The following is a 25,974-nucleotide window of genomic DNA, read 5'->3' on the forward strand; positions in this document are numbered from 1 at the left end:
GCTGTTAGACGCTCCGCTGGCGCTCCGCGTGAAACAGCCCGTCAGTCGTCGGGCAGGCCCGCTGCGCTCGCTGGCGCTCGCTCCGCGTGCCTGCCCGTGAGGGTGGCTGGGGGTTCGAGCCTTCGGGCTGGGGTTCGAGCCTTCGGGCGGGCGTTCGAGCCTTCGTGGCTGGGGTTCGGGCTTGCGTGGCTGAGGTTCGGATCATCCGGGCTGGGGTCGGGCTCTGGGCAAATGGGGGGTGGTGGGCTAGAACGGAGTTCCGCAGCTGAGCCGGAGGTGTGCCGTGTGGAGCACCATGCAGGACTTCCCGCTGACCATCACCACGATCATGCGATACGGCACGCAGGTGTGCGGGTCCGCGGAGATCGCGACCTGGACCGGGGACGGCGCGCGGCGCCGGACGTACGCCGAGGTCGGTGAGCGCGCCGCCCGGCTCGCCGGGGCGCTGCGCGCGCTCGGGGTGGACGGTGACCAGCGCGTCGCCACGTTCATGTGGAACAACACCGAGCACCTGGAGGCGTACCTCGCGGTCCCGTCGATGGGGGCCGTCCTGCACACGCTGAACCTGCGGCTGTTCCCCGACCAGCTCGTGTACATCGCGAACCACGCCGAGGACTACGCCGTCATCGTGGACGGGTCGCTCATCCCGCTGCTCGCGCCGGTGCTGCCGCAGATGAAGACCGTCCGGCACGTCGTCGTGGTGGGCGACGGCGACACGGCGCCCCTGGAGGCGGCGGGCAAGGAACTGCACTCGTACGAGGAGCTGCTCGCCGCCGCGCCGCCGGAGTTCGACTGGCCGGAGATCGACGAACGGTCGGCGGCGGCCATGTGCTACACGAGCGGCACCACCGGGAACCCGAAGGGCGTCGTCTACTCGCACCGGTCCGCGTACCTGCACTCGCTGTCGGTGTGCACCGGGAACGCGCTCGGGATGAGCGGCGCCGACGTCGTGCTGCCGGTCGTGCCGATGTTCCACGCGAACGCGTGGGGCCTGCCCTACGCGGCGATGCTGGCCGGCGCGGCGCTGGTGATGCCGGACCGGTTCCTGCAGGCGGAGCCGCTGGTGAGGCTGATCGAGGCGGAGCGTCCGACGATCGCGGGCGCCGTTCCCACGATCTGGTCGGACGTGCTGCGGTACACGCTGGAGCACGGGTCGGACCTCAGCTCGCTGCGGCTCGTCCCGTGCGGCGGGTCGGCGGTGCCGGAGGCGCTCATGCGCGGGTTCGACGAGATCGGCGTGCGGATCGTGCAGGCGTGGGGGATGACGGAGACGTCGCCGGTCGCGACGATGGCGCACGCGCCGGCGGGCGCGGAGGGCGAGCGGGCGTGGCGGGCGCGGGTCAGCCAGGGGCGGGTCCTCGCCGGGCTGGAGATCCGGGTGGTCGGGGACGGCGACGTGGTGCTGCCGAACGACGGGGACGCCGTCGGCGAGGTGGAGATCCGCGGCCCGTGGATCACCGGCGCCTACTACCGCGACGAGGACCCCGGCAGGTTCCACGACGGCTGGCTGCGCACGGGCGACGTCGGCAACCTCTCCCCCGACGGGTACATGGTCCTCACCGACCGGGCGAAGGACGTCATCAAGTCCGGCGGCGAGTGGATCTCCTCGGTGGAGCTGGAGAACCACCTCATGGCCCATCCGGACGTGATCGAGGCGGCCGTCGTCGGGGTCCCGGACGACCGCTGGCAGGAGCGCCCGCTGGCGTCCGTGGTCGTCCGGGACGGCGCGTCGGTCACGGCGGCGCAGCTCAGGGAGTTCCTCACCGGCCGGGTGCCGAAGTGGCAGCTGCCCGAGCGGTGGACGTTCATCGCCGAGGTCCCGAAGACGAGCGTCGGGAAGTTCGACAAGAAGGTGCTGCGCCGCCGCTACGCGGAGGGCGGGCTGGAGGTCGAGCGGGTCGACTGAGCGAGGTGCGCGGCGATCGCGTCCTCCCATGACCGCAGGAACGCCGGGTACCCGTCGGCGAACGCTGCGAGGTCGGGCGCGGCGTCGGCGGTGAGGGCGGTCAGGTCGTAGACGACCTCGGCGGTGCTCCCGCCGTCCGGGTGCGGGACGACGTCGACGGTGACGGTCCCGGCGCGGAGGCCCGGTGTCACGCGGGCGTAGGAGACGTGCCGTCCGGGGTCGCGGGCGAGGACGACCCAGGTCGTCCGCTCGGTGCCGTGGACGGTCTCGAAGACCGTGCCCGGGGCGGTGTCGTCGGGGGCGCCGGCGGGGAAGAGCGGCCGCCAGCCGTGCACCCAGCGCTCCTCGCCGCGCGGCGTGAACAGCGCGAACGCCTCGCCGGGCGGCAGCGGGACCCGGACGGTCCCGGTGAGCCGGCGCCTCATCGGGCCGCTCCGTCCTCGGTGAGGGCGTGCGCGTCGGCGGCGGTGAGCGTCAGCCCGTACACGGACTTGAGCTGCCGGATCTTGCCGAGCGTCTCGGGGGAGAAGGGGGCGCTGCCGTCGAAGGCGTGCAGGGCGATGCCCTCGACCAGGTCGCCGAGCGAGATGTCGAGGTATTCGGCCAGCCCCTTGAGCACCTTCAGCACGTTCCGCTCGATCCGCATGCCGGTCTGAACACGGTCCACATGTACCATGGTACCAACATAACATCATCTGACCGGATTCTGACGCTCGGTCATGAACGGAGTGGTCACCGAGAGGGGCGGGCGCTTCGGCGTTCGGTCACCGGTATCGGCGTTTTCGGGGGATCGAGTGGTGTCGAACGGGCCAAGGGGTGTATGCAAGGTGGGCTGAATGTCCGGACGGCCCCTTTGGGGGCGGACTCTCATGCCGGTGTCGGGGAGCGTGTATGCCCAGATTGTCTCCCTCCGAAGACGTGGCGGACCGAAAACTGGTCCAGGGTCTGAACGAAGGCGACGAGGCGGCGCTGGGCACGCTCTATGACGAGTACGGTGAGCGCCTTTACGACTACGCGTTGTCAATGACGGGAGACGAGAAGACCGCCGCCGACATCGTCCACGACACCTTCATCGACGCGAGCCGCCGCGCCCCCCGGATGCGCGACCACCTGCACCTGAGCTCGTGGCTTTACGGCTCCGCCCGGCGCCGCTGCATCCGCCGCGGCCGCCCGAGGCACCTCTACTGGGACCGGGACGCCGAGTTCTCCGACACCCCGTTCCTGGAGCGCGCCGACGCCGGCGACGTCTCCGGCTGGCCGCCGTCCGCCGAGCTGCACCGCCTGCTGCGGGCCGCCCTCGACGCCCTGGACCCGGTCGACCAGGAGGCCGTGCTGATGGCGTTCCGGCACGACCTGCGGCCCGCGCGGCTCGGCGCCGCGCTCGGGATGTCGGGCCGCCGCGCCGCCGCGCGCGTCCGCGAGGGCGGCGCCGCGATGGAGGCGGCGCTCGCCGCCGAGGCCGTCCGGGCCGCCCGCTCCTGCGCCGATTTCTCGGCGCCCGTCCCGGAACCCGACGACGAGGCGGCCGAGGAGACCCGGCCCGCCGCCATCGCGGTCCTGGCGGCCCGCACCCCGCCGGCGAAGCGGCCGCCCGGCGCCGAGACGCCGGGGGGCGAAGATCGCCGGGACGCCGTGGACGGCCCTGAGACGGCGGACGGCGCGTCCGGCGCCGCCCGCGAGGGGGCGAGGCGCGGCCCGCTGTCCGCCGCGCTGTGGCGGACGTTCCACCGCCGCGGCGACGCCGCCGCGGACGAGGCCGCCGATCCGGCCGTCGCCGAGCACGTCGAGGGATGCCCGGCCTGCCGGGCCCGCGGCCGGGTCCGCGCCGCGCCGCTGCTGCGCCGGGCGCCCGCGCCCGTGCTGCCCGCCGCGCTGCGCCACCGCGTCATGCACACCGCGACCGACCCGGAGCTGGCCGGCTACCGCGCGGACATCGCCGCGCGCGGCGGCCCGCTGACCCCGGAGGGCCTGCCGAGCCAGCCGGACGTGCCGTCGCCGTTCACCCGGCGGTGGCTGTTCACCGGCGGCGGGATGGCGGGCGCGCTGGTCGCGGCGGTCGTGGCGGCGCTCCTCATGGGGCCCGGCATCGGCGGCGGCACGCTGTCGTGGCCGCCGTTCCTGAACCAGCCGACGATCAAGCACGACGGCGGGCACGGCGGCGGGAGCAAGGAGCACGGCGGCCACCGGTCCGGCGCGCCCGGCGGCCCCGGCGGCCCGTCCGGCGTGCCGGGCGGCCCGTCCGGCGCGCCCGTCCAGCCGCAGACCGACGAGAAGAGCCCGTCGCCCCCGGTGACGTCCGCGCCGCCGACGCCCACGCCGACGACCCCGAAGCCGCCCGCGCGGCCGGGCGTGCTCGTGGTGAACCCCGGCACGGTCGAGATGTACGGCACCAAGACCGCGCAGGTCAGCCTGTCCGCCAAGAACGGGCCGGTGACCTGGACGGCGATGACGTCCAACGGCGAGCTGGTGCTGTCGCAGATGCAGGGCGGCGTCGCCAAGGGCGGGACGGCGCACGTGACGGTCACGCTGCGGACCGCGCTCATCGGCCTGCCCGGCCAGGGCACGCTGACCTTCACCGACTCCGAGGGCGCCGCCCACCAGGTCACCGTCAAGTGGGGCGCCTCGCTGCTGTGACGCGCAGGGCCGCCCGGCGGCGCGGCCCCCGGGGCCGCGGGCTCAGCCGGCGGCGGGCCGGCCGTCGCCGGCGAGGTGGTCCCTGATCGTCTCGAGGTGCTCGCCGAGCGCGGCCTGCACGCGGGCCTCCATCGCCCGCGCGATCAGCGGGTCGACGACCATCTTCACCAGCGGCCGCATCCGCCGCACCACCGCGGCGACCTCGGTGACCTCCTCGCCGCCCGGCTGGTCCTCCAGCCGGGCGAAGACGTGCTCCTGGACGAGGCCGACGAACCGTCCCGCGATCACGTCGACGTCGCCGCGGATCCTCTCGGCGATGTCGAGCACCGCGTCCAGCGGGATGCCCGCCGCGACCAGCTCGGCGCCGACGTGCAGCAGCCGGGGGCTCGGCACGCGGAACTTCTCGCCGTCCGGCTCGATCAGGCCGAGCGCGACGGTGCGCTCCCGCATCCGCTCCCGCTCGGCCTCGTCCAGCCCGGCGCCGAAGATCGCGATGAGCTCGTCGTAGCCGACGGTGCCGGGGATCTCGTCCGACCACGGGTCGGTGAGCACCTTCTCCAGGCCGAGGACGTCGCCGACGTCCCGGCCGGTCTCCCACGCCGTCAGCAGGTCCTTGATGACCGCGAACGTGTAGCCGCGGCCGAGGAGCTGGCCGATCAGCCGCAGCCGGGCCAGGTGCGAGTCGTCGTACAGGCCGACCCGGCCGGCGAGCCGCGGCGGCGGCAGCAGCCCCCGGTCCTGGTAGGCGCGGATGTTGCGCACGGTGCTCCCGGCGGCCCGCGCCAGGTCGTCGATTCGGTACTCGGCCATGCCCCGCCTGCCGGTTGCGTCCATCTTGACCGCCGCGATCTTACTCCGCCATCATTGTGACATTGATCAATGAGACATAGAGGGGGAGTCCATGACGGACCCCGGCGGACCCCTGGACATCGAGGAGACCCTCCTCGGCGGGCCCCTGCGCTACACGCGCAAGGACGTCGAGGCCCTCTCCGGCGTCCCGGACGCGTACGCGCGCCGCATCTGGCAGGCCCTGGGCTTCCCCATCCCGCCCGACGACGAGGTCGCCTTCACCGACGGCGACGTCACCGCCCTCCGCGAGATCAACGAGGTGCTCGGCCACGACCTCGTCGACGAGGACACCGTCCTGCAGCTGGTCCGCGCCGTCGGCCAGACGATGGGGCGGCTCGCGAGCTGGCTCGGCGACGTCTGGCTGCAGCGCCTCAGCGTGCTGCCGGCCGACCAGCCCGTCACGCCCGACCTGGTCACCGCGGCCCTCGCCGCCACCGAGGAGCTGCGGCCCGCGTTCGAGCGGCTGCTGCTGCACGGCTGGCGCCGCCAGCTCACCGCCGCCGGGATGCGCGCCGCCGCCGTCACGGCCGCCGCGCCGTCCGACCCCGGCGCCGGCCTCGCCCACCTCGCGGTCGGGTTCGCCGACGTCGTCTCGTTCACCCGGCTCAGCCGCAGCCTCGACGCCGACGCGCTCGCCGCGTTCGTCGAGCGGTTCGAGTCCGCGACGGCGGAGATCGTCGCGGACCTCGGCGGCCGGGTCGTCAAGACCCTCGGCGACGAGGTCCTCTTCGTCGCGACCGACCCGTCCGCCGCCGCCGAGATCGGCCTGCGCGTCGCGGAGCGCTTCAACGAGGACCCCGAGTTCCCCAAGGTCCGCGTCGGCCTGGCGTACGGCGAGGTCATCCAGCGGCTCGGCGACGTCTTCGGCACGCCCGTCAACCTCGCCGCCCGGCTCACCGCGACCGCCTACCCCGGCACCGTCCTGATCGACGGCGAGCTGGCGTCCGCGCTGCCCAGCGGCGGCCGCTTCGACATCTCGTCGCTCCGGCCCCGCCCGTTGCAGGGCCTGGGGCGGGTCAGGCCGCGGCTCCTGCGCCGCGCCTCCGAAGGCCGGCGCTGACGCGCTAGGCGCGGTCGGGTGAGGGCGCCGTATCCTCGTCGGGCCCGTCGTCGCCGTCCACGAGAAGAGCTGATGGACTCCTCCCTCTATGTCCTGGTGGAGGACCTGCGCGGCGTCGACGCCGCGCGGATCCTGGCCCACGGGGTCTCCTCGATCACGGTCGGCGCGGCCTACCACCGCGCCCGCGACGTGACGCCCCACGGCCGCTCGCGCGTCACGTTCCGCCACGACGGCGTCCATTTCCCGCTGGACGGCCACTTCGACGGGCTCCGGCTCGTCCCGCCCGTGCGCGAGGGCGCGGACGAGCAGCCGCTGCGCGCGCTTCGGGAGGAGACGCGCGCGCTCGGCGTCCCCCTGCACGGGTGGGGCGTTTTCCTGCACAACACCACGCTCGGCTTGGCGTTCCCGGACGTGACGCAAGAGAACTGCTTCGGCGACCGCGCCGCGCCCGCCGACCTCTGCCCGTCCCACCCGGACGTCCGCGCCTACGCCGTCGCCCTAGGCCGCGCCATAGCCCGGCAGGGAATGGACTCCGTCGTCGCCGAGTCCCTGCATTTCGGGACGTTCGGCCACGGCTACCACCACGAACGCTCGTTCGTGGACCTCGGCCCGGCCGCCGAGTTCGCCCTCGGCCTGTGCTTCTGCGAGCACTGCCGCCGCCGCGTCCCCGGCGCCGATCAGGCCCGCGACGTCGCGGCCCGGCTCGCGGCGTCGGTGCTCGACGGAGGCCCGCCCGCGGAGGAGATCCCGGACGCCCTAGCCGAGTTCGCCCGCGCGCGCACGCCGGTCGTCACGTCCCTGGCCGCCGAGGTCGCCGACGCCGTGGCGGCGGAAGGCTCCCGCTTGACGTTCGTGGACCTGACCGGCGCCATGAAGGGCTACGCGGACGGCCTCCCCAGCGGTGCCCCGGCCGCCGCCGACGCCTGGCAGGTCGGCATCGACCCCGCCTCCCTGGCGGGTGCCGTCCCGTCTTATGCCGTTCTCTGCTACGCCCGGGAAACCGCACGGATCGCCGAGGACGTCGCCGCCTACCGAGCCGCACTAGGCCCGGACACCCGGCTGCGGGCCGTCCTGCGCCCGGGGCATCCCGACACCGCGTCCGCCGAACACCTGGCGGACAAGATCGACGTGGCCCGCGCGTCCGGCGCCGACACCGTCGACTTCTACCAGTACGGGCTGGTCCCGCTCCCCGTCCTCGACCGCATCCCCGCCCGGCGACTCAACGACCAGCGACTCAACGAGCGGCGTCGAGGTTCGCGGTGACGCGGCGCAGCGTCTCGCGCAGAGTGAGGAGTTCCTGGAGGTCCAGGCCGGTCGCCTCCAGGATCCGGCGCGGGACGTCCGCCGCGCGCGCCCGGAGCGCGTCGCCCCGCTCGGTGAGGTGCACCGTCACCGAGCGCTCGTCGTCGCGGCTGCGGCGCCGCTCCACCAGGCCCGCGAACTCCAGCCGCTTGAGCAGCGGCGACAGGGTCCCCGAATCGAGCCGCAGGCGCTCGCCCAGCCGCTTGACCGTCGGACCGTCCGCCTCCCACAGCGCGAGCATCGCCAGGTACTGCGGGTACGTCAGCCCTAGGCCGCTCAGCTCCGTCCGGTAGAGCGCGTCGAAGGCCCGGGACGTGGTGTGCAGGGCGAAGCAGACCTGGTGGTCGAGCCGCATCAGGTCGCCGTCGGGGATCCCGGTCATGCCCGCCAGTCTACGTTTGCGCCCATTGAGTTGCCCGCAACCGGAATCTCAGCGGGCCTCCAGCCGCGGCGGCAGGTCGAACGCCGCGAAGACCCGCGCGTCCTGGAAGACGACATTGCGCGCCAGCCCGTCGGGGCGGACGTCGAACACCTGGAGGGTGTGGAGCACGTGGCCGCCGTCGTCGTCCCGGTGGTAGGCGGCCACGGCGGGCTGCGCGTTCGCCGCCGTCCGGACCATCCGCCAGTCGGTGTCCCGCATCGCGAAGAGCCGCTCCATGAACCGTCCGTAGGCGTCCTTGCCGCGGTACCAGAGCGGGACGGGCGGCATCTCCAGCACCGCGTCCTCCGTCAGCAGGCCGACCAGTCCCGCCACGTCGGCGGCCTCGAACGACCGGACGTAGCTGTCCACGAGCGCGTCCATCGCGCCGTCGTCCGGCTCGGCGACCCGGTCCTCCGCCGGGGACGCCTCCTCCAGCCCTGCCCGCGCCCGCTGGAGCGCGCTGTTCACCGCCGCCGGGCTCGTCTCCAGCAGCTCCGCGACGTCCGCCGCCGGGAACTCCAGCACGTCGCGGAGGATCAGCACCGCCCGCTGCTTGGGCGGCAGCGCCTGCATCGCCGCGATCAGCGCCAGCCGCAGGGTCCCCCGCCGGACGGCCCGCTCCGCCGGATCGCCGAGCAGCGCGTCCGGGAACGGCTGGAGCCACGGCACGTCCAGCGCCGGGACGAGCGGCGCGTGCGGATCCTCGCTCGGGGCGCCGAGGCCGGACGGCAGCGGCCGCCGCGACCGGCCCTCCAGCGCCGTCAGGCAGGCGTTCGTCGCGATCCGGTACAGCCACGTCCGGACGGACGCCCGCCCCGCGTCGTAGCGCTCGCGGGCCCGCCACGCGCGCAGCATCGTCTCCTGGACCAGATCCTCGGCCTCGTGGACGGCCCCGAGCATCCGGTAGCAGTGCACCAGCAGCTCGCGCCGGTAGGGCTCCACACGGGCCTCGAAGTCCTCGTCCATACCGGGCCTCCTCCAAGGGCGTCCGCCGCGCTGGAACGCCCGCTCGCGCGACGGGCTGTGTGTGCGCGGGCGTCCGGGCACGCGTCAGGTCGTCGGATATACCGGCCGGCTCCCGTCCGTTCATCGCTCCCGGCGAAGAAATCCCGCCGGGAGCGCCCGGGAACGGGGGCGGCGGGACGATCCCTCAGCCGGACGACGACGCCGGCGGGTCGGCGAAGATGCCCTGGAGCAGGCCGGTCGCCTGGCCGACCTCGATGAGGTAGCCGTCGGGGTCGCGCATGTAGCAGCGGATCTCGGCCTTGCGGTCCAGCGGCTCGGTGACGAACTCGGCGCCCTGGGCCTTGGCGTGCTCATAGAAGGCGTTGATGTCCGCCACCCGGACGTTCATGAAAGTCGACACCGGGTCGCCCGGCGAGGGCGGCGTAAGGACGATGTCCGGCTTGTCCGGTGTCGGTCCGCCGCCGGGGTTCATGATGATCCAGCTGTTCGCCACCTTCACGGTGGCGGGGTTCTCCTCCAGGACCACCTCGCCGCCCAGGACGTTCACGTAGAAGTCCCTGGAGACGGCCACGTCCCGGACGGTCAGGAAGTGCGTGAGCACCAGCCCTTCGGTCGGTGCGGGGAAACCACCTTGGCCGGGCATCCCGGCTCCCTTCTCTCGTCGCGCGCTACACCCGGTACGGGGCCCAGCGGTTCGGGTCGTCCTCCAGCGCGGCCCGGTCCCAGCCGCCGAGGTCCGCGGCGGCCTCGTAGGTGCTCTGGAGGAACGCGGACAGCGTCCGGTCCGGGTCGTCCGCCGTGGCCACCGCCTCGTACGGCAGCAGGAACTGCCCATTCTCGCGGCTGTAGAACGCCGCGTCCGGCGCCACGGGACGCTCGGCGAACCCGTCGGGCTCGGGGTAGGCGTAGGCGTAGAAGGCGCCCTCGTCGAGGCCGGGCCAGAACCCGCAGCTGCTCAGCTCCTTCGAGTACCCCTCGACCATCACCCAGTCGCCGCAGTTCGGCGCGCCGCCGGGATGCCGGGGCGCGTCGCGTCCGGAGAACCGGGTGCAGGCGAGGTCCATCGCGCCCCAGAAGAAGTGCACCGGGCTCACCTTGCCGACGAAATGGGACCGGAACTCGCCGAGCACCCGGTTCGCCTGGAGCAGCTGCCGCCAGAACAGCCGCGCCGCGTCCGGGTCGTAGGACGCGTGCTGGTGGTCGTCGGCGAACGGGATCGACGGCTCCACCTCGTTCGGCCGCGCCTGGATCGTCGTCTCGATCCCGAGCCCGACGAGGTGGTCCATGGTCTCGGCGTAGAAGTCGGCGACCGGCTTCGGCTCCAGCGCCACCCGGCGCTCCTCGCCGCTGCTGGAGCGGATGCGGAGCACGTGGCCGACGAAGTCGAACTCGATGTCGAACGCCCCGGCCGCGAACGGGATCGTCGAGGTGGTGAGGCCCCGCGGGGTCACGTACAGCGTGACCTGCCACCAGTGGTTGACCAGCGGCGCGTGCGCCATGCGGATCTTCCCGACGATCTGCGCCCACATGTGCAGGGTCTCCCGCGTGCCGGTCCAGTCCGCGACGCGCAGCCGCGGCCATTCCTCCTGCCTGTGCTCCCCCACTGGAGTCCCCCTCGCGCGCACGCGTCCGCGGGCGCTGGGGGACCGCCCGCCTCCTATGGTCGCCCCCTACCCCTGGTTCCCCTCGGGCAACCGTCCGGTGCGGCGGCCCCGGAGCCGCCGCGCGGCCCTCAGATGCGGCGGAAGCGGGCGCGGCGGATCAGCCGGAACAGGCAGCCGCCGGCGGCCAGCGCGGACGCGAAGGCGGCCGGCGCGGCGGCGAGCAGCCACAGGCCCGTCCGCCACGTGCCCTGGAGCAGGTACCCGACCGCGAACAGCAGCAGGACGAACGTGAGCGTCGTCAGCAGCCCGGTCGCGAGGCCGGCGGCGATGATCAGTACGGTGCGGGCGATGGCCCTGCCCACGGCCGCCCGGCGGGCCCGCGTCCTGTGCGGGGAGGCGGGCGGGCGGAGCGCGGACGCAGGGCCGGGCGCTCCCGGCGGGCGGGGCGGGGCGAGGTCCGCGACGGCGGCGGGCGGCCCGGCGGTGCCCGTTCGCGCGCGCGGGTCCCGGCGGTCCCCTCGGTATCGGACCCCCGGTGCCGTGTTCCGCTGCGCCTCGCTGCTCATCGTCTTTTCTTCGTCGCGTCGATGTCGACCGTCGAGTCTTCCAGGGAGAGCGCGCCGGACGGGCGACCGCAAGGGAGCGCGGCGATTCCCGGCGGGCCGCGCAACCGCCGCAAAAAGCCCCGTTTCCCTGGCAGTGGAATTCCGGTCTTTCCGTCAAATACGTCCGAAACAAGAGAAATGAGTGATCGGCTCCTGTCCGGGTATGGAGCAGCCACCATGGGCCTGACCGTGGAGAGCCGGGCCGACCCGGTGCACACCGATCTGGTCGTCGTCACGCTGACCGGCGAGGTGGACGTGGCCACCGCCGGCCGCCTGCGCGACCACCTGGCCGCGCTGATCGCGCGCGGCGCGCGCCACCTGGTGCTGGACTTCGCGGGCGTCGCGTTCATCGACTCCAGCGGGCTCAGCGTGCTGGCCGGGATCCACCGGCTGCTGTCCGCGCCCGAGCGCCCCGGCCCCGGCGAGGGCGCCGCCGGCCCCGGGGCAGGGTCCGGCGAGGAGGGGGCCCGCGCGGACGGTTCCGGCGAGGGCGCCCGCGCGTCCGGGACCCTCGCCCTCGCCGCGGTCAACCTGCGGATCCGCGAGGTCCTGCGCACCACCGGCTTCACCCGGTTCGTGCCGATCTACTCGACGGTGGAGCCGGCGGTCGCCGTGCACCAGACCACGGTGCCGCGCACCGGCCCCTGAACCGGCCGCCAGGGCGGGCGGCCCGCTCAGCCCAGGCTGAGCGGGGTCTCGGAGTCCACGCGGGTCAGCTTCGCGGGGTTGCGGACGTAGTAGAGGCCGGTGATGCGGCCGCCCTCCACGCGGGCCGCCATGACACCGTCGATCTCGCCGTCGAGCCGCAGGAGCAGCGCCGGCGCGCCGTTGACGACCGTGAGCTCCGTCGTGATCGCGACCGTGCTCTTGACCTTGCCGCTGCCGCCGACGATGTAGCGCGCGACCTTGCTCGCCCCGACGATCGGCCGCGGCGCGGCCTGCTTCACGCCGCCGCCGTCGCCGATCAGGACGACCTCGGGCGCGAGGACGTCCAGCAGGCCCTGCAGGTCGCCGGTGTCGAGCGCGCGCCGGAACGACTCCACGACCGCCCGGCTCTCGCTCGCCGAGACCGCCTCGCGTGGACGGCGGGCGTCGACGTGCCGCCGGGCGCGGTAGGCGATCTGCCGGACGGCCGCGGGGCTCTTGCCGACCGCGGCCGCGATCTCCTCGTAGCTCACGTCGAACGCCTCGCGCAGCACGAACACCGCGCGCTCGGTCGGCGACAGCGTCTCCAGCACCAGCATCAGCGCCATCGACATGCTCTCGGCGAGGACGGCGTCCTCCGCCACGTCCGGCGCGGTGAGCAGCGGTTCCGGCAGCCAGGGGCCGACGTAGGACTCCTTGCGCCGGGACATCGTGCGCAGCCGGTTGAGCGCCTGCCGGGTCGCGATCCGGACCAGGTAGGCGCGCGGGTCCTTCACCTGGTCCAGATCGACCCCGACCCACCGCAGCCACGTCTCCTGGAGGACGTCCTCCGCGTCCGCCGCAGAGCCGAGCATCTCGTAGGCGACCGTGAAGAGGAGGTTGCGGTGGGCGACGAAGGCGTCGGTCGCCGCGTCGGTGGCGTGGTCGTCGGTCATGTCCTCGTCCCTGTCGTGTGCCGGCTCCGCCGGCCGGTCACTTCGATCCGGGGAGCCCGGTGGCGCCGATGCCGGTCCTGGCGCTGAACCGGGCGCTGCGGACGACCCCCTCCTTCGTCAGGGCCGCCGCCCGTCCGGCGAGGAACCGGCGGCGCGGGCTGTCGTCCCGGTGCGACGGCTGGATGACGCCGTCGCGCCGGCCGAGGCTGATGCACGTGGCGACGTAGTCCACCGAGTACGGCTTGAGCGGGCGTCCCTGGATCATCCGGGCCACCGTGTCGGCGGCGTGCGTCCCCTGCGGCTCCGCCGTCTGGCAGGACATGCGCGAGCCGGGGACGGCGGCGCAGTCGCCGGCGACGACGATGCGCGGGTCGCCGGTGCTGCGCAGGTACTCGTCCACGAGGGCGCGGCCCCGCTCGTCGACCTCCAGGCCGCTGCGCGCGGCGAGGTCGGGGACGCCGCCGATGACGGCCCACAGGACGAGGTCCGACGCGTGCCGCCCGCCCGAGCCCAGCAGCACCTCGCCGTCGTCCCGCACTTCCGTCACCGTGTCGTCCAGCACCGTCACATTCAACCGTTCCAGGCCGGTCCGCACGCGCGCGCGGGCCTTCTCCGAGAGGGAGGCCGCGAAGTCCCGTCCGACGAGCCGCACCGTCAGGCCGGGGCGGGCGTGGGCGACCTCGGCGGCGGTCTCGATGCCGGTCGGCCCGGCGCCGACGACGGTCACCGCGCCGTCCGCGGGCAGGGCCGCCAGCGCCGCGCGGGCCTGCTCCGCCCCTTCCCACGTCCCGACCGGGACGGTGCCCGGCAGCGGCGAGAGCGTGCTGCCGACGGCCAGGACCAGGTAGTCGAAGTCGAGGGTCTCGCCGCCGTCGAGCGCCACGCACCCGTCGCCGATCTTCTCCACGGCCGCCTGCCGCGTGCGGATCCCGTCGCGGAGCATCTCCGCCAGCGGGGTCGCCGCCCGGCCCGTCCCGGCGAGCTGCTGGTGCAGCCGCACCCGCTCGACGAAGTCGGGCCGGGGGTTCACCACCGTGATCTCCGCGCCCGGCGCCTTCTTCGCCAGCCGGTTCGCCGCGAGCGTCCCGGCGTACCCGGCGCCTGCCACGATCACCTTCATGTCCGCCTCCTGCGTCTCGGATGGGTCTGCCCACGAGACACCGGGGACGCCCGGCCCATAACAGCGCCGCGGGTAACGTGCGTCACACCGCCGTGACCTGGGCGGGCACCGCCCGCGACCGGCGCCGGGACAGCGCCCGGTCGAGGAGGGCGGCGGGGACGACGGCGGCGGCGAGGGCCGCGCCGATCCAGGCGACGGCGGTGATGCCCGCGCCGGCGTTCAGCGCGGCTCCGGCGAGCGCCGGGACGAGGCTGATGCCGAGCTGGAACGCCGAGACGGTGGTGGCTCCCGCGAGCGTCGGCGCCCGCCCGGCGATCGCGAACACCCGCCCGTAGATCGCCGGGTTCAGCACGAACCCCGCGACTCCGAGGAGCGCGACGAGCGGGACGACGGCCCACGCGTGCCGGGCGAGCAGCGCGAGCAGGACGGAGCACGCCAGGATCCCCGTGGCCCCGGCGAGCAGCGCGTGCGTGGGGTGCCGGTCGGCGATCCGCCCGCCGACCGACAGCCCGGCGAACGCGCCGGCGCCGAACAGCGCGAGGAGCGCGGGCACCCACACCTCGGGGACGCCGGTGACGCCGGTCAGGAGCGGCGCGAGGTAGTTGAAGGAGATCATGTAGGCGGCGGTGCTCAGCAGGGTGGCCGCGTAGACGACCCACAGCTGCGGCCGCCTCAGGGCGCCGAGTTCGCGCCTGACGCTGGGCTCCTCGCCGCCGCCGGTCGCGGGCACGGCGGTCAGGCTCAGGACGGCGCCGGCGGCGGTCAGCGCGGTGACGCCCCAGAATCCGCCCCGCCATCCGGTGAAGTGGCTGAGCAGCGCGCCCGCCGGACCGCCCGCGATCATCGCGAGGCTGAGCCCGCTGACGACGACCCCGGAGGCCCGCGCGGTGCGGTCGGGGGCGACGAGGCCGACGGCGGTGACCGCGGCGACCGCCCAGTACCCCGCGTAGGCGAGCCCGCAGATGAAGCGGCACCCCAGCAGCACCGTGTAGCTGCTGGTCAGCAGCCCTCCGGCGACCGCCACGGCGAAGACCGCCTGCGTGGCGACGAGCGTGGTGCGGCGCGGCCAGCGCAGCGTCAGGATCGCGAACGGCGGCCCGCCGATCACGACGCCGATCGCGAACGCCGAGATCAGCGCGCCCGCCGACGAAAGGCCGACGCCGAGGTCGTCGGCGATGTCCGGCAGGACCCCCGCGAGCAGGAACTCCGCGCTGCCCATCGCGAACAGGCTGAACGCGAGCAGGTAGACGCCGAGCGGCAGCCTTCCCCTGGACGCCGCGCTCACCGGACCCCACCGCCAACGGTGGCGGCGCGGCGCCGTGCGACCGCGTCGGCGACGTCCTCGTCCAGCAGGTCGTTGTTGATCGCGAACGCGGCGGCGGAGCCCATCCCGGCCGCCGTGACCACCTGGGCGCGCGGGTCCACGACGTTCCCCGCCGCCCACACGCCCGCGACGCTCGTGCGCCCGGTGCGGTCGGTGACGACCCATCCGCCGTCCTTCTCGCAGCCCAGCCGGGTCAGCAGCGCGTCGTTCGGGACCATGCGGGGGAAGAGGAACGCGGCGGCGCGGGGGACCACCCGGCCATCGGCGAGCGCGACGCCCCGCAGCCCGTCCCGGCCGGTGACCAGGTGCTCGATCCGGCCTTCGACGATGCGGAGCCCGCGCGCCTCCAACCGCTCGCGGTCCTCCGCCGCCAGGTCGAGCGTGTGGGCGAAGAAGGCGACGTCGTCGCTCCATCCGCGCAGGAGCAGCGCCTGGTGCACCGCGCCGGGACCGGTGCCGAGGACGGCGAGCGGCCGGTCGCGGACCTCGAACCCGTGGCAGTAGGGGCAGTGCAGGACGTCCTTGCCCCACCGCTCGCGCACGCCCGGGATGTCCGGCAGCTCGTCGCGGAGCCCGGTCGCGACGAGGATCCGGCGGGCGGCGAGCACAGGCCCGCCGTCCATGCGCACGCGGAAGCCGGGGTCGATGTGCTCGACCCGTCCGCGGATCAGCCCGGCGCCGTACCGCGCGATCTCGGCGCGGCCGAGCTCCAGCAGCGTCGCCGGGGGCAGCCCGTCGCGGGACAGGAAGCCGTGCATGTGCGCGGCGGGCGCGTTGCGCGGCTCACCGGCGTCGATCACCGCCACCCTGCGGCGGGCCCGTCCGAGCACCAGGGCCGCGTTCAGTCCGGCCGCACCCGCGCCGACCACCACCACGTCGTAGGACCCGTCCCCGGTGGCGCGCGGCGCGCCGCCGGCCCGGTCGTTCGTCGCCTCGTTCACGGCGATCACCTCCGCCGCCGATGCTCCGGCCCGGCATCCCGACCCGACAACTTCTGTTGCCGTTTCCGGGACGCGGGAGGTGGAATGGGGGGATGACCGAGCACTCCCCGCCTTTCGCGCCCGCCCCGGCGGGCGCGTCGGCTCCGGCAAGCGCGCCGGCTCCGGCGGCCGCGATCGCCGACACGCTGGCCCAGGTCGGCCCCCGCCTCAAGCGCGTCCGCACCCGGCGCGGCGTGAGCCTCGCGGCGCTGTCCGAGGCCACCGGCATCTCCAAGAGCACCCTGTCCAGGCTGGAGACGGGACAGCGCCGCCCGAGCCTCGAACTGCTGCTGCCCATCGCGCAGGCCCACCAGGTGCCGCTGGACGAGCTGGTCGGGGCGCCGCAGGTCGGCGACCCGCGCGTGCGCGCGAAGCCCGTCGTCCGCAACGGCCGCACCGTGATCCCGCTGACGCCGCACCCGGGCCCGCTCCAGGCGTGGAAGTCGATCATCCCGGCGGACCAGAACATCCCCGACCCGTGCACGCACGAGGGCTACGAGTGGCTGTACGTCCTGTCCGGGCGGCTGCGGCTCATCCTGGCCGATCACGACCTCGTCATGGGGCCGGGCGAGGCCGCCGAGTTCGACACCCGCCTGCCGCACTGGTTCGGCCCCGCCGGGGACTCACCCGTGGAGGTCCTCAACCTGTTCGGCCGCCAGGGGGAGCGCGTCCACATCCGCGCCCGGCCGCGCCCCCGCGACGCCGGCCGGTGACGGCTCCGGCGCCGGGGGCGCCGACGCGGCGATGGCGGCGATCATCGCGCGGGCCTTCACCAGGGTCTCGGCGAACTCCTCCTCCGGGTCGGACAGCGCGACGATCGCGCCGCCCACGTTGAAGGAGGTGCCGCCGGGCGCGACGACGATCGTCCGGTTGACGACGCTGAGCTCGCACGCGCCGCCGAGGGAGAACCAGCCGAGCGCCCCGGAGTAGACGCCGCGGGCCCGCCCCTCCAGCCGGTCGATGATCTCCATCGTGCGGACCTTCGGCGCGCCGGTCATCGACCCCGGCGGGAACGCGGCGCGCGCGCACCCGACCGCCGTCACCCCGTCGCGGAGCCTGCCCTCGACCGTGGACACCAGGTGGTGGACGGGCGCGAACGACTCGACGTCGAACAGCCGCGGGACGCGCACGGAGCCGACGGCGCAGACGGTGTTCAGGTCGTTGCGGACGAGGTCCACGATCATGAGGTTCTCGGCACGGTCCTTCTCGCTGGCCGCCAGCTCGCGGCGGAGGGCGTCGTCGTGCCCGGGGGCGGCGCCGCGGGGCCGGGTGCCCTTGATCGGCTTCGACCGCACCAGCCCCTCGGACGTCACCGCGAGGAACTGCTCCGGCGAGGCGCTGAGCACCGCGACGCCGGGGAAGGCGAGCAGCGCGCCGTACGGGACGGGGCTGACCCGCCGGAGGTGCGCGAACGTGGCGGCGGGGTCGACGGCGGTGCGCGCGGTCGCGGTGTTGGACAGGCAGATCTCGTACGACTCCCCGTCGCGGATCTCGTCCAGGCACTCGGCGACCAGGCCGAGGTACGCCTCCCGGTCGTGGTGCAGCTCGACGGGCGGTTCCGCCGCGTCGCCGGTCAGCGGCCCGGTCGGCGGCGGAGCCGGCTCGGACGGCAGGCCGCGGACGCGCGCGGCGGTCGCGGCGAACCACGCGTCCACCTCCGGGTCGCGGGCCAGGCGGCTGAGGCGCAGCAGGTAGGACTCGCCTTCCGCGTGGTCGATGACCAGCGCCCGGTCGGCGAACACCATCGCGGCGTCCGGGGTGGGCGAGGCGTGCGCGGCGGTGCCGCCCGTCTCGGCCTTCAGCTCGTACCCCAGGTAGCCGACGTAGCCCAGGCGGAACCCGAACGGGAGATCGCCGTCGTCGGGCAGCGCCCGCCGGGTCACCTCCCGTTCCAGGTAGTCGAAGAACGAGCCGGCCGGCTGCTCCGACACGGTGCCGTGCCCGTCCACCCGGACGCGCCGCTCCGCGACCCGGTACGTCACCAGCTCGCCGAGCGGGCCGTCGCCGTCGCCCATCATCGTGAACCGCGACGTCCCCTCCGCGTGCGTGCCGCTGTCCAGCCAGAACGCGCCGGAGCGTCCGGCGAACACCGTCCGGTAGGCCGCCTCGGGGTCGGGCGCCGCCGCCAGCCGGTGGACGTGGAGCCGGTAGGGCCCCGCGCCGTGGTGCGCGCGCGTGAGGTCACGGAAGTTGGCCAGCAGCTCGCGGCCGTGACCGGTGCAGATGGACTCGGGGTGGAACTGGATGCCCCAAACCGGCGCCGACCGGTGCCGCACCCCCATCAGGACGCCGTCGTCCGACCATGCGACGGCCTCCAGCTCGTCGGGCAGCGCCGTGACCGCCAGCGAGTGGTACCGGACGACGGGCAGCGGCGACGGCAGCCCCGCGAAGAGCCCCTCCCCGGTGTGGACGACCTGGGAGACCCGTCCGTGCACGGGTTCCGGCGCGTGCTCGACCTTGCCGCCGAGCCGGTGGCAGATGCCCTGGTGCCCCAGGCACACGCCGAGCAGCGGCAGCGACCACTCGTCGATCACCCGGGCGCCGATGCCGATGTCGCGGTCGCGGTCGGGACGTCCCGGCCCGGGGGAGATGACCACGTTGTCGAAGTCGGCGGGGGACAGCCCCGACCAGTCGGCGTCGTTGCGGACGACCGTCGGCGGCCGCCCGTTCACCTCGCCCAGCAGCTGGTACAGGTTGAACGTGAACGAGTCGTAGTTGTCGATCAGAAGTGTCCGCATCGGCGACCGCTCCCGGGCGTCGTCATGGATCGCCCAGGCGCACGGCGGCGGTGGCGGGCCGCTCCCCGGTGGTGCTCCACCCTAGGCGCCAGTCACGGCCCGCCCACACTGTAACCGCAGGCGGCGCCCGGTGGTCAGCCCGGCCGGAGGTGCGCTCAGGCCGGCCGGAGGCCGCGGAGGGTGCGGTCGAGGACGGCGCCGACCTCGGCGCGCGCGGCGGCCTGGTCGGCGGCGCGCGCGATGACGAGGCTCGCCTCGATGATCATCGCGACGATCAGCCGGGCCAGCACGCCCGGCGGCTGCCGGTCGAGCTCGCCGGCGTCCATCGCGCGCTCCAGCCACTCGGTGAGCAGCCGCAGGCCGTGCCGTTCCGCGAGGTCGTTCCAGGCGTCGGCGCCGAGCACGATGGGGCCCTCGACGAGCACGAGGCGCTGGAAGTCGCTGTCGACGCAGGTGTCGAGGAACGCGGCGAGGCCGTCCCGGATCCGGGCCAGCGGGCCGCCCGCCGCGGGCCGGTCGAGCTGCTGGCGGATCAGCCGCTCGGCCAGCTCCGCGCCGACCTGCTCGACCACGGCGCCGAACAGCGCGGCCTTGTCGCGGAAGTGGTGGTAGAGCGCGCCGCGGGTGACGCGGGCGGCGGCGACGACGTCCTCGGTGCCGGTGGCGGCGTAGCCGCGCTCGGCGAACAGCGCGCGGGCGGCGGCCAGCAGGGCGGCGCGGGTGTCGGCGGCGTGCTCGGCGCGTCGGGACGGCGTCATACCCGCGAACCTATATTGACGTACAGCTACCATGTTTCATACTCGCTGTATGGAGCATCGTCCGGATGCCGGGACGGTCCGGCGCACGGACGACACCCGCGGCTCAGGGAGGCGCACATGGGACTGCCCATGCGGCTGGCGGTCAAGATCGGGATCCATCTGGTGCGGCAGCGGATCCGCGGCACCGCGAAGTTCCCGATGATCATGGAGCTGGAACCGCTGTTCGCCTGCAACCTCAAGTGCGCCGGCTGCGGCAAGATCCAGCAGCCCGCGTCGCTGCTCAAGCAGCGGATGCCGGTGGAGCAGGCGGTGGCCGCCGTCGAGGAGTGCGGCGCGCCGATGGTGTCGATCGCGGGCGGCGAGCCGCTCATGCACCCGCAGATCGACCGGATCGTCGTCGAGCTGCTGCGGCGCCGCAAGTTCGTCGTCCTGTGCACCAACGCGGTGCTGCTGCGCAAGCACCTGCACCGCTTCCGCCCGCACCGCGACTTCGCCTGGATGGTGCACATCGACGGGCTGAAAGAGCGCCACGACGAGTCCGTCAGCAAGGACGGCGTCTTCGACGAGGCCGTGGACGCGATCCGGGCCGCCAAGGCCGCCGGGTTCGCCGTCTACACGAACTCGACGTTCTACAACACCGACACCCCCGAGACCGTCCGGGAGACCCTGGACTACCTGAACGACGAGCTCGGCGTCGACCGGATGGAGATCGCGCCCGGCTACGCCTACGAGAAGGCCCCCGACCAGGACCGGTTCCTCGGCGTCCAGCAGACCCGCGACCTGTTCCGGCAGGCGTTCGCGGGCGGCCGCCGGCGGCGCTGGCGCCTCAACCACTCCCCGCTCTACCTCGACTTCCTCGAAGGCCGGCGCGAGTTCGCGTGCACGCCGTGGGGCGTGCCGTCGTACTCGCTCCTCGGCTGGCAGAAGCCCTGCTACCTGCTCGCCGACGGCTACGCCGCCTCCTGGAAGGAGCTGCTGGAGACCACCGACTGGGACGCCTACGGCCGCGGCCGCGACCCGCGCTGCGACAACTGCATGGCCCACTGCGGCTACGAGCCCACCGCCGTCCTCGCCACCACGCAGTCGCTCCGCGAGAGCCTCCGGGCCCTGGCGGGCTGACGCCCCGCGCCTCGTCAGCCCTCCTTGACGAGCATCGGCGGACGCCCGACGGCCAGCAGCCACGGCGGCAGGACGACGACGCACATCAGCGGCAGCAGCTTGATGTCGGTGACGACGGTGACCGCCATGAACAGGCTCAGCCAGCCCTGCCGGGTGACGGCGACGAGCAGCCCGAGCACCCCCGCGCTGATCGCGAGGGACACCGGGACGTCGTCCACCAGCCGGTTCGCGAGCAGCCCGATCGCGACGCCCGTGAACACCGACGGGAAGATCCGCCCGCCGCGGAACCCGCACGACGCGGCGATCAGCAGCGCGGCCAGCTTCACCACGACGATCAGCAGCAGCCCGCCCGTCGAGTGCGACGACACGTGCTCAGTGAGGGTCTTCATCTCGCTCAGGCCCTTGAACAGGGTGATCCGGCCGCCGATCGCGCCGAGCACGCCGAGCACCGCCCCGCCGGCCACGAGCGCGGCGACCGGGCCCGGCAGCCGGTGGAACGCGGCGTGGACGTACGGGAACGCGTACACCAGCACCAGCCCGAGCGCGCACGCGGCGAGGGCGATGACCGAGCCGCTGACCAGGTCGACGAGCGTGAAGCCGGGGTAGCCGGGGACGTCCACCGCCAGCACCGGCGCGGCGAGCACGACGGTGGTGAGCGCCCCGGCGCCGGCGGCGACGAGCGGCGCGAACAGGCGGTCCCACAGCGGGGTGCCGGACTCGCCCGTCATCGTCTCCGACAGGATGAGCGCGGCCGCGACCGGAGTGCCGAACAGCGCGCCGATCGTCCCGGCCGCCGCGAGCCCCACCCACGCCTCGCCCGGGACCCTGGGCAGGAAGCGCCGCCCGAGCGCGAACGCCAGCGCGACGTTGACCGCGGTGATCGGGTTCTCCGGGCCGAGGCTGACCCCGCCCGCGAGCGTGAGGACGGTGGCGAGCAGCAGGCTCGGGACGACGGGCGCGGGCATCGGCGGCGCGACGAGGCCCTCGGTGGCCGGGTCGGGTCCCGCGTGGCCCGGCACCTTCCAGACGACGAGGCCGACCGCGACGCCCGCCAGGACGAGGATCAGGACCGTCCACCAGGCGGGCTCCCCGCCGATGCCGAGGGCGTGCGGGAGCCGGTCCCAGACGGCTTTCTGCAGCGCCTCGGCGACGGTGCTCACGCCGAGCAGGAGCAGGCTCGCCCCCACGCCGATCAGCAGTGCGGGCAGCGACAGCGCCAGCAGCGCGCGAGGCTGGGTCGCGGTGGTGCCGGCCACCCGCCCTCCCCCCGGAGCCGACGCGATCGATCTTCCTCCTCCCTACCCGCGAAGATCGCGCTGCGCAGAAACCCCCGGTCAAATTCCTGCGGCGGTCAGGCGTCGAGGGGGCCGAGGGGAAGGACGTCTCCCACGCCGAGTGGAGACCTGACGGCCCCGCTCATCAGCCCTTACGCGAGCGGCGCCGCAGCAGGACGACCGGCGTCGCCGCCGCCAGTCCCAGCGCGACCGGCGTCGCGGGCGCGAGAGCGCCGATGGCCCGATCGAACGTGCCGGGGATGGGGAGCATCTTCATCCGGTTCACGGGCCACACGACGACGAAGGCGCGGCCGATGACCCGGCCCCTCGGGATCGCGCCGCCGCCGGGGTCGCTCCGATGCGCGCGCGAGTCCGCGGACAGCTCCCGGTGGTCGCCCATGACCCACAGGGTCCCCGGCTTCACCGTCACGTCGAACGGCTGCTCGGACGGCTTGTTCTGCTCGTGCGTGACGGGATCGGTGTAGAGGTACGACCGCTCGTCCAGGGCCACCCCGTTGACGGACACGCGGCCCTGCGCGTCGCAGCATTTCACGTGGTCGCCCGGCACGCCGATGACCCGCTTGATGTAGTCCTTCTCGCCGGGGGCGACCCCGAAGGCGCCGCCGACCCACCGGAAGAACCGCGCCACCGGGTTCTTCGGCGTCGTGTACGTCACCTCGGGGTCCCACGAGTCCATGCCGTTGAACACCACGATGTCGCCGCGCTTGACGTCCCGCGTGTGGTAAACGATCTTGTTGACGAGGACCCGGTCGCCGATCTCCAGCGTGTTCTGCATGGAGCCCGACGGGATGTAGAAGGCCTGCACCAGGAACGTCTTCACCACGAGGGCGAGCACCACGGCGACGACGATGAGGACGGGCAGTTCCTTCCAGAACGACCCCTTCTTCTTCCCCTTCGCCGGTTCCGCCGCGCCGTCACCGGGCCGTTCGCCGTCCGTCCCGGTGGCCGCTCCGCCGGACGGCCGCTCCGAGGCCTCGTCTGCGGGTGCGGACCCGTCGAGGTCCTCCTCGCGGGGCGCCGCGCCGTCAGAGCTGGGGTGCATGTCTCTCCGATCGCCTCGCGCCTGCCCTCCAGCCGGATCCTACTGTCGCCGCGCCCCGTCCCTTCATGAAGAGCCGCTCTCCGCCGGCGCCCCTGTCCGAAACCCGGGGATTAGTGATGGCCCGGTTCAGGCCCCTGTCTCGGCGGCGGCGAGTGATCCATGATGCCTCCATGTCTTTGCCGCGCCTCCTCGCCGTCCTCGGGTTCTGCTCGCTGCTCGCCGTGGCCGTTTTCGGTCTCTGGCCGACGCACATCAAGGTGGGCGTCGAGACGGAGAGTTGCGGCTCGGTGTGGTTCTCCCGGACGCCCAGCGACGATCACCCGGCGAAGAACGACCCGACCGGCGAGGTCGATCTCCAGCGCGACGTCCGGTGCGGCGAGGCCAGGGACCAGGTCAAGCGTCCGGGACAGGTGGCCGCGGGGGTGACGGTGGCGCTGTTCCTGGCGGCGGCCGTGGCGGAGCGGCGCCGCTCGCGGTCCCGCTAGCCCTTGAGGTAGTCGCCGTGCTCCAGGTCGTCGAGCAGCGTCGGGTGGATGGGCGTCCAGCCGAGCAGCTCCCGTGTGGACGATGCGGACGCGGGCGCGTCGAAGCCGTACACGATGGCCATGAACGGGCTGGGGAAATGGGCGGCGGCCTCGTCCGGGGACAGTGAGACCGCGGGCAGCCCCAGACCCCGCGCGATCGTCTCCGCGACGCTCCTCAACGTGACGCCGGTTTCCGCCACCCCGTGAAGCACGCTGCCACCGGGCGCCTTCTCCAGCGCCAAGCGGAACAGGACCGCCGCGTCGAGCCGGTGCACCGCAGGCCACCGGTTGCCGCCGTCCCCGACATAAGCCGACACACCGGTCTTCCGTGCGGTGTCGACGAGCATGCCGATGAACCCGTAGTCCCCCGGCCCGTGGACGGTCGGGGCGAGCCGGACCACGCTCGACCGCACCCCCTCGGCGGCGAAGCCCAGGCAGGCCCGCTCACCCGGGAGCCGGAAGCCGGCGATCCCGGACGGATCGGGCTCGTCTTGCTCGGTGCTCACCCGTCCGGCGGGCATGACCAGCGTGCCCGAGGTGCAGACCAGCGGCCTGCCTGAGCGTCCGAGCGCCCGGCCGAGCGTCTCGATCGCGTTCCGGTCGCGCCTCATCATGTCGTCGGGGTCGGCGAAGTCGCCTCCGAACGCCATGTGCAGGACGCCGTCGGCGGCTTCGGCGCCGCTGCGCAGGCTGTCGAGATCGTCCAGGGACCCCCGGTGCGGCATGGCGCCCAGCGACTCCAGCCGCGCCGCCGCCGCGTCCGAGCGCGCGAGCCCGGTGACGGTGTGACCGGCGGCGATGAGCTCGGCGACGACGGCCGGACCGGTCAGTCCCGAACCGCCCGTGACGAAGACATGCATGACGACTCCCCGTAAAGCCAGTGACTGACGCTTCTTAGCGCCAGTCGCTGACTCTACACGTAGCGCCAGCCACTGACACATGCGGTAGTCTCGACGCGTGCCACGGAGCGGAGCAGAAGCGCGCCGCCGCCTTCGCCAGGCGGCCCTGGAGCTGTACCGGGAACGCGGCTACGACCGCACCACCGCGGCCGAGATCGCCGCCCGGGCCGGCGTCAACGAGCGCACGTTCTTCCGGCACTTCCCCGACAAGCGCGAGGTGCTCTTCGACGGCGAGGCCGACCTGCGCGACGCGATGACCCGCGCGGTGGCCGAGGCGCCCGCCGACCTGGAACCGCTCGACGTCCTGCTCGGCACGTTCCGCAAGGCGGGACGCGTCCTCGAGGAGAACCGCCCGTTCTCCGAACCCCGGCTGGAGATCATCGCCGCGACGCCCGCGCTCCGCGAACGGGAGCTGGCCAAGGCCGCCTCGCTCACCGACGCCCTGGCGGACGCCCTCCGCCGGCGCGGCGTCCCCGACCGCCTGGCGGCCCTCGCCGCCCAGACCGGCTGGGCCACCTTCCACCACGCCGCCCAAGCCTGGATCGACGACCCGTCCCAGAGCCTGGACGCCCATCTCCTCCAGGCCTTCGACGACCTGCGCGCCCTCTCCGCTACCGGCCGGACTCCACCGCCGGAGGATCCCGCCTCAACGGCTCGCTAGCCACACCGAGCTCCACCCTGGCGGCCTCCATGAACGCGAACCGGAGCTCCCGCTTGGCCGGCGCGCCCGTCCCGCGAAGCAGCGCATGGAGAGCCATCGTGTAGTCGTGAGCCGCCTGCGCCACCGAAGGAGTGCACACAAGTTCCGGAACCTTCTTGGCGAGCCAGAGCGCATGCAGATGCTGCCACTTCTCGGAATCCTCGATGTGCTCTCCCAAGGAGAGGCGGTCCAGGCACAGTTCCACCTGCTGGGCCGCTGACAGGAACTCCATGAGCGCCTCCTTGCGCTCCGCCCGTTCCGCGCTGTCCCGCTCGAACCGCGCCCGCCGCGCGTCCACCCGCGTGGAGAGGTACTGACCGACCAGCGTCCCAGCCGACCCGAGAGCCACCCCCGCCAACGGCAAGACCGTCGCACTCAAACTCACCTCCCTAAGACGCCAGCCCCCACCCCCACGTTCCGCGAACGCGAGAGACCCCTCGCAACGACCGCGAAGGGCACCCGAAGAGATCCGCCCGCGATCACTGTGCTCCGGCGCGAACGGAGCGCACCCCGTGACACAAGCGGGAGTGCCCCCTGGAGCGCGGGGG

Annotated in this window: 27 protein-coding genes and 1 riboswitch; of the genes, 9 read left to right on the forward strand and 18 right to left on the reverse strand. The window is 74.0% G+C overall.

The genetic code is table 11. The annotated features are described in order from the left end of the window. Window positions 1–283 precede the first annotated feature (283 nt). Window positions 284–1,906, forward strand: coding sequence for a long-chain-fatty-acid--CoA ligase (locus ABT299_RS36190; protein ID WP_190851099.1), 1,623 nt, complete (start codon window positions 284–286; stop codon window positions 1,904–1,906). Here the strand turns inward: ABT299_RS36190 and ABT299_RS36195 are convergent. Beyond that, complete coding sequence (locus tag ABT299_RS36195; RefSeq protein WP_500253477.1) at window positions 1,867–2,331, reverse strand: SRPBCC family protein; 465 nt, start codon at window positions 2,329–2,331, stop codon at window positions 1,867–1,869. The genes ABT299_RS36190 and ABT299_RS36195 overlap by 40 nt on opposite strands. Further along, window positions 2,328–2,573, reverse strand: coding sequence for a hypothetical protein (locus ABT299_RS36200; protein WP_206699739.1), 246 nt, complete (start codon window positions 2,571–2,573; stop codon window positions 2,328–2,330). Before ABT299_RS36200 ends, ABT299_RS36195 begins: the two co-directional genes overlap by 4 nt. 251 nt (window positions 2,574–2,824) lie before the next feature. On the opposite strand from ABT299_RS36200, the gene ABT299_RS36205 reads away from it, so the two are divergent. Next, window positions 2,825–4,540, forward strand: coding sequence for an RNA polymerase sigma factor (locus ABT299_RS36205; RefSeq protein ID WP_500253478.1), 1,716 nt, complete (start codon window positions 2,825–2,827; stop codon window positions 4,538–4,540). Between the two features lie 42 nt (window positions 4,541–4,582). On the opposite strand, the gene ABT299_RS36210 is transcribed toward ABT299_RS36205, so the two are convergent. Continuing rightward, a complete protein-coding gene (locus tag ABT299_RS36210; protein ID WP_190851085.1) occupies window positions 4,583–5,350 on the reverse strand; it encodes a MerR family transcriptional regulator in 768 nt (255 codons plus the stop codon). A 91-nt stretch (window positions 5,351–5,441) separates the two neighbouring features. Here ABT299_RS36210 and ABT299_RS36215 point away from each other — a divergent pair, with 91 nt between their 5' ends. Next, entirely contained in the window at window positions 5,442–6,449 is a 1,008-nt protein-coding gene (locus ABT299_RS36215; protein WP_500253479.1) for an adenylate/guanylate cyclase domain-containing protein, read from the forward strand. A 72-nt stretch (window positions 6,450–6,521) separates the two neighbouring features. After that, complete coding sequence (locus ABT299_RS36220; protein ID WP_500253480.1) at window positions 6,522–7,712, forward strand: hypothetical protein; 1,191 nt, start codon at window positions 6,522–6,524, stop codon at window positions 7,710–7,712. Here ABT299_RS36220 and ABT299_RS36225 read toward each other — a convergent pair. From ABT299_RS36225 to ABT299_RS36245, 5 genes are all read right to left on the reverse strand, one after another. After that, on the reverse strand, window positions 7,684–8,133 hold the full coding sequence (locus ABT299_RS36225) for a MarR family winged helix-turn-helix transcriptional regulator (RefSeq protein WP_500253481.1): 450 nt from the start codon (window positions 8,131–8,133) through the stop codon (window positions 7,684–7,686). The genes ABT299_RS36220 and ABT299_RS36225 overlap by 29 nt on opposite strands. 48 nt (window positions 8,134–8,181) lie before the next feature. Next, a complete protein-coding gene (locus ABT299_RS36230; RefSeq protein WP_500253482.1) occupies window positions 8,182–9,138 on the reverse strand; it encodes a sigma-70 family RNA polymerase sigma factor in 957 nt (318 codons plus the stop codon). Window positions 9,139–9,322: 184 nt separating this feature from the next. Next, complete coding sequence (locus ABT299_RS36235) at window positions 9,323–9,781, reverse strand: VOC family protein (protein WP_500253483.1); 459 nt, start codon at window positions 9,779–9,781, stop codon at window positions 9,323–9,325. Window positions 9,782–9,806: 25 nt separating this feature from the next. Beyond that, a complete protein-coding gene (locus tag ABT299_RS36240; protein ID WP_190851059.1) occupies window positions 9,807–10,742 on the reverse strand; it encodes a DUF5996 family protein in 936 nt (311 codons plus the stop codon). Window positions 10,743–10,870: 128 nt separating this feature from the next. Then, window positions 10,871–11,308 (reverse strand): hypothetical protein, encoded by a 438-nt coding sequence (locus ABT299_RS36245; protein ID WP_500253484.1) that lies wholly within the window; start codon window positions 11,306–11,308, stop codon window positions 10,871–10,873. Between the two features lie 216 nt (window positions 11,309–11,524). Between ABT299_RS36245 and ABT299_RS36250 the strand changes: the two genes are divergently transcribed. Beyond that, complete coding sequence (locus ABT299_RS36250; RefSeq protein ID WP_500253485.1) at window positions 11,525–11,995, forward strand: STAS domain-containing protein; 471 nt, start codon at window positions 11,525–11,527, stop codon at window positions 11,993–11,995. A 26-nt stretch (window positions 11,996–12,021) separates the two neighbouring features. On the opposite strand, the gene ABT299_RS36255 is transcribed toward ABT299_RS36250, so the two are convergent. From ABT299_RS36255 to ABT299_RS36270, 4 genes are all read right to left on the reverse strand, one after another. Further along, window positions 12,022–12,927, reverse strand: coding sequence for an RNA polymerase sigma-70 factor (locus ABT299_RS36255; RefSeq protein ID WP_500253486.1), 906 nt, complete (start codon window positions 12,925–12,927; stop codon window positions 12,022–12,024). A gap of 37 nt (window positions 12,928–12,964) precedes the next feature. Beyond that, complete coding sequence (locus ABT299_RS36260) at window positions 12,965–14,047, reverse strand: NAD(P)/FAD-dependent oxidoreductase (RefSeq protein ID WP_500253487.1); 1,083 nt, start codon at window positions 14,045–14,047, stop codon at window positions 12,965–12,967. 82 nt (window positions 14,048–14,129) lie between these two features. After that, window positions 14,130–15,332 carry an MFS transporter gene (locus ABT299_RS36265; RefSeq protein WP_500253488.1) on the reverse strand — a complete coding sequence of 401 codons (1,203 nt, stop codon included), beginning with the start codon at window positions 15,330–15,332 and terminating at the stop codon, window positions 14,130–14,132. After that, window positions 15,329–16,312 (reverse strand): NAD(P)/FAD-dependent oxidoreductase, encoded by a 984-nt coding sequence (locus tag ABT299_RS36270; protein WP_500253489.1) that lies wholly within the window; start codon window positions 16,310–16,312, stop codon window positions 15,329–15,331. Before ABT299_RS36270 ends, ABT299_RS36265 begins: the two co-directional genes overlap by 4 nt. A gap of 92 nt (window positions 16,313–16,404) precedes the next feature. On the opposite strand from ABT299_RS36270, the gene ABT299_RS36275 reads away from it, so the two are divergent. Next, window positions 16,405–17,064, forward strand: coding sequence for a helix-turn-helix domain-containing protein (locus ABT299_RS36275; RefSeq protein ID WP_500253490.1), 660 nt, complete (start codon window positions 16,405–16,407; stop codon window positions 17,062–17,064). Here the strand turns inward: ABT299_RS36275 and pabB are convergent. Further along, window positions 16,975–19,089 (reverse strand): aminodeoxychorismate synthase component I, encoded by a 2,115-nt coding sequence (pabB, locus tag ABT299_RS36280; RefSeq protein WP_500253491.1) that lies wholly within the window; start codon window positions 19,087–19,089, stop codon window positions 16,975–16,977. The genes ABT299_RS36275 and pabB overlap by 90 nt on opposite strands. 24 nt (window positions 19,090–19,113) lie before the next feature. Then, a riboswitch (ZMP/ZTP riboswitch) is annotated at window positions 19,114–19,195 on the reverse strand. Between the two features lie 49 nt (window positions 19,196–19,244). Next, window positions 19,245–19,847, reverse strand: a complete 603-nt coding sequence (locus ABT299_RS36285) for a TetR/AcrR family transcriptional regulator (protein WP_500253492.1) — start codon at window positions 19,845–19,847, stop codon at window positions 19,245–19,247. A 117-nt stretch (window positions 19,848–19,964) separates the two neighbouring features. Here ABT299_RS36285 and hpnH point away from each other — a divergent pair, with 117 nt between their 5' ends. Beyond that, complete coding sequence (hpnH, locus tag ABT299_RS36290; protein WP_500253493.1) at window positions 19,965–20,966, forward strand: adenosyl-hopene transferase HpnH; 1,002 nt, start codon at window positions 19,965–19,967, stop codon at window positions 20,964–20,966. 14 nt (window positions 20,967–20,980) lie between these two features. Here the strand turns inward: hpnH and ABT299_RS36295 are convergent, their stop codons facing one another. Next, a complete protein-coding gene (locus ABT299_RS36295; protein ID WP_500253494.1) occupies window positions 20,981–22,222 on the reverse strand; it encodes an ion channel protein in 1,242 nt (413 codons plus the stop codon). Window positions 22,223–22,385: 163 nt separating this feature from the next. Next, window positions 22,386–23,303 carry a signal peptidase I gene (gene lepB / locus ABT299_RS36300; RefSeq protein ID WP_500253495.1) on the reverse strand — a complete coding sequence of 306 codons (918 nt, stop codon included), beginning with the start codon at window positions 23,301–23,303 and terminating at the stop codon, window positions 22,386–22,388. A 170-nt stretch (window positions 23,304–23,473) separates the two neighbouring features. Here lepB and ABT299_RS36305 point away from each other — a divergent pair, with 170 nt between their 5' ends. After that, window positions 23,474–23,788 (forward strand): hypothetical protein, encoded by a 315-nt coding sequence (locus tag ABT299_RS36305; RefSeq protein ID WP_190851029.1) that lies wholly within the window; start codon window positions 23,474–23,476, stop codon window positions 23,786–23,788. Here the strand turns inward: ABT299_RS36305 and ABT299_RS36310 are convergent. Continuing rightward, complete coding sequence (locus ABT299_RS36310) at window positions 23,785–24,687, reverse strand: SDR family oxidoreductase (RefSeq protein WP_500253496.1); 903 nt, start codon at window positions 24,685–24,687, stop codon at window positions 23,785–23,787. The two genes, ABT299_RS36305 and ABT299_RS36310, sit on opposite strands and share 4 nt — an antisense overlap. A gap of 97 nt (window positions 24,688–24,784) precedes the next feature. Between ABT299_RS36310 and ABT299_RS36315 the strand changes: the two genes are divergently transcribed. Beyond that, window positions 24,785–25,387, forward strand: coding sequence for a TetR family transcriptional regulator (locus ABT299_RS36315; protein ID WP_190851025.1), 603 nt, complete (start codon window positions 24,785–24,787; stop codon window positions 25,385–25,387). On the opposite strand, the gene ABT299_RS36320 is transcribed toward ABT299_RS36315, so the two are convergent. Next, window positions 25,338–25,805: a hypothetical protein gene (locus tag ABT299_RS36320; RefSeq protein ID WP_433144931.1), complete on the reverse strand. Its 468-nt coding sequence runs from the start codon at window positions 25,803–25,805 to the stop codon at window positions 25,338–25,340. The genes ABT299_RS36315 and ABT299_RS36320 overlap by 50 nt on opposite strands. Window positions 25,806–25,974: the final 169 nt, after the last annotated feature.

Origin of the sequence: Spirillospora sp. NPDC000708 (assembly GCF_040299565.1) — a bacterium.
Taxonomy (GTDB): domain Bacteria; phylum Actinomycetota; class Actinomycetes; order Streptosporangiales; family Streptosporangiaceae; genus Spirillospora.

Coding starts and splice junctions, on each gene's coding strand:
- ABT299_RS36195 (WP_500253477.1), bottom strand. CDS start 2,331: ATGAGGCGCCGGCTCACCGGGACCGTCCGGGTCCCGCTGCCGCCCGGC.
- ABT299_RS36210 (WP_190851085.1), bottom strand. CDS start 5,350: ATGGCCGAGTACCGAATCGACGACCTGGCGCGGGCCGCCGGGAGCACC.
- ABT299_RS36215 (WP_500253479.1), top strand. CDS start 5,442: ATGACGGACCCCGGCGGACCCCTGGACATCGAGGAGACCCTCCTCGGC.
- ABT299_RS36220 (WP_500253480.1), top strand. CDS start 6,522: ATGGACTCCTCCCTCTATGTCCTGGTGGAGGACCTGCGCGGCGTCGAC.
- ABT299_RS36225 (WP_500253481.1), bottom strand. CDS start 8,133: ATGACCGGGATCCCCGACGGCGACCTGATGCGGCTCGACCACCAGGTC.
- ABT299_RS36230 (WP_500253482.1), bottom strand. CDS start 9,138: ATGGACGAGGACTTCGAGGCCCGTGTGGAGCCCTACCGGCGCGAGCTG.
- ABT299_RS36235 (WP_500253483.1), bottom strand. CDS start 9,781: ATGCCCGGCCAAGGTGGTTTCCCCGCACCGACCGAAGGGCTGGTGCTC.
- ABT299_RS36245 (WP_500253484.1), bottom strand. CDS start 11,308: ATGAGCAGCGAGGCGCAGCGGAACACGGCACCGGGGGTCCGATACCGA.
- ABT299_RS36250 (WP_500253485.1), top strand. CDS start 11,525: ATGGGCCTGACCGTGGAGAGCCGGGCCGACCCGGTGCACACCGATCTG.
- ABT299_RS36255 (WP_500253486.1), bottom strand. CDS start 12,927: ATGACCGACGACCACGCCACCGACGCGGCGACCGACGCCTTCGTCGCC.
- ABT299_RS36260 (WP_500253487.1), bottom strand. CDS start 14,047: ATGAAGGTGATCGTGGCAGGCGCCGGGTACGCCGGGACGCTCGCGGCG.
- ABT299_RS36275 (WP_500253490.1), top strand. CDS start 16,405: ATGACCGAGCACTCCCCGCCTTTCGCGCCCGCCCCGGCGGGCGCGTCG.
- pabB (WP_500253491.1), bottom strand. CDS start 19,089: ATGCGGACACTTCTGATCGACAACTACGACTCGTTCACGTTCAACCTG.
- ABT299_RS36285 (WP_500253492.1), bottom strand. CDS start 19,847: ATGACGCCGTCCCGACGCGCCGAGCACGCCGCCGACACCCGCGCCGCC.
- hpnH (WP_500253493.1), top strand. CDS start 19,965: ATGGGACTGCCCATGCGGCTGGCGGTCAAGATCGGGATCCATCTGGTG.
- lepB (WP_500253495.1), bottom strand. CDS start 23,303: ATGCACCCCAGCTCTGACGGCGCGGCGCCCCGCGAGGAGGACCTCGAC.
- ABT299_RS36305 (WP_190851029.1), top strand. CDS start 23,474: ATGTCTTTGCCGCGCCTCCTCGCCGTCCTCGGGTTCTGCTCGCTGCTC.
- ABT299_RS36310 (WP_500253496.1), bottom strand. CDS start 24,687: ATGCATGTCTTCGTCACGGGCGGTTCGGGACTGACCGGTCCGGCCGTC.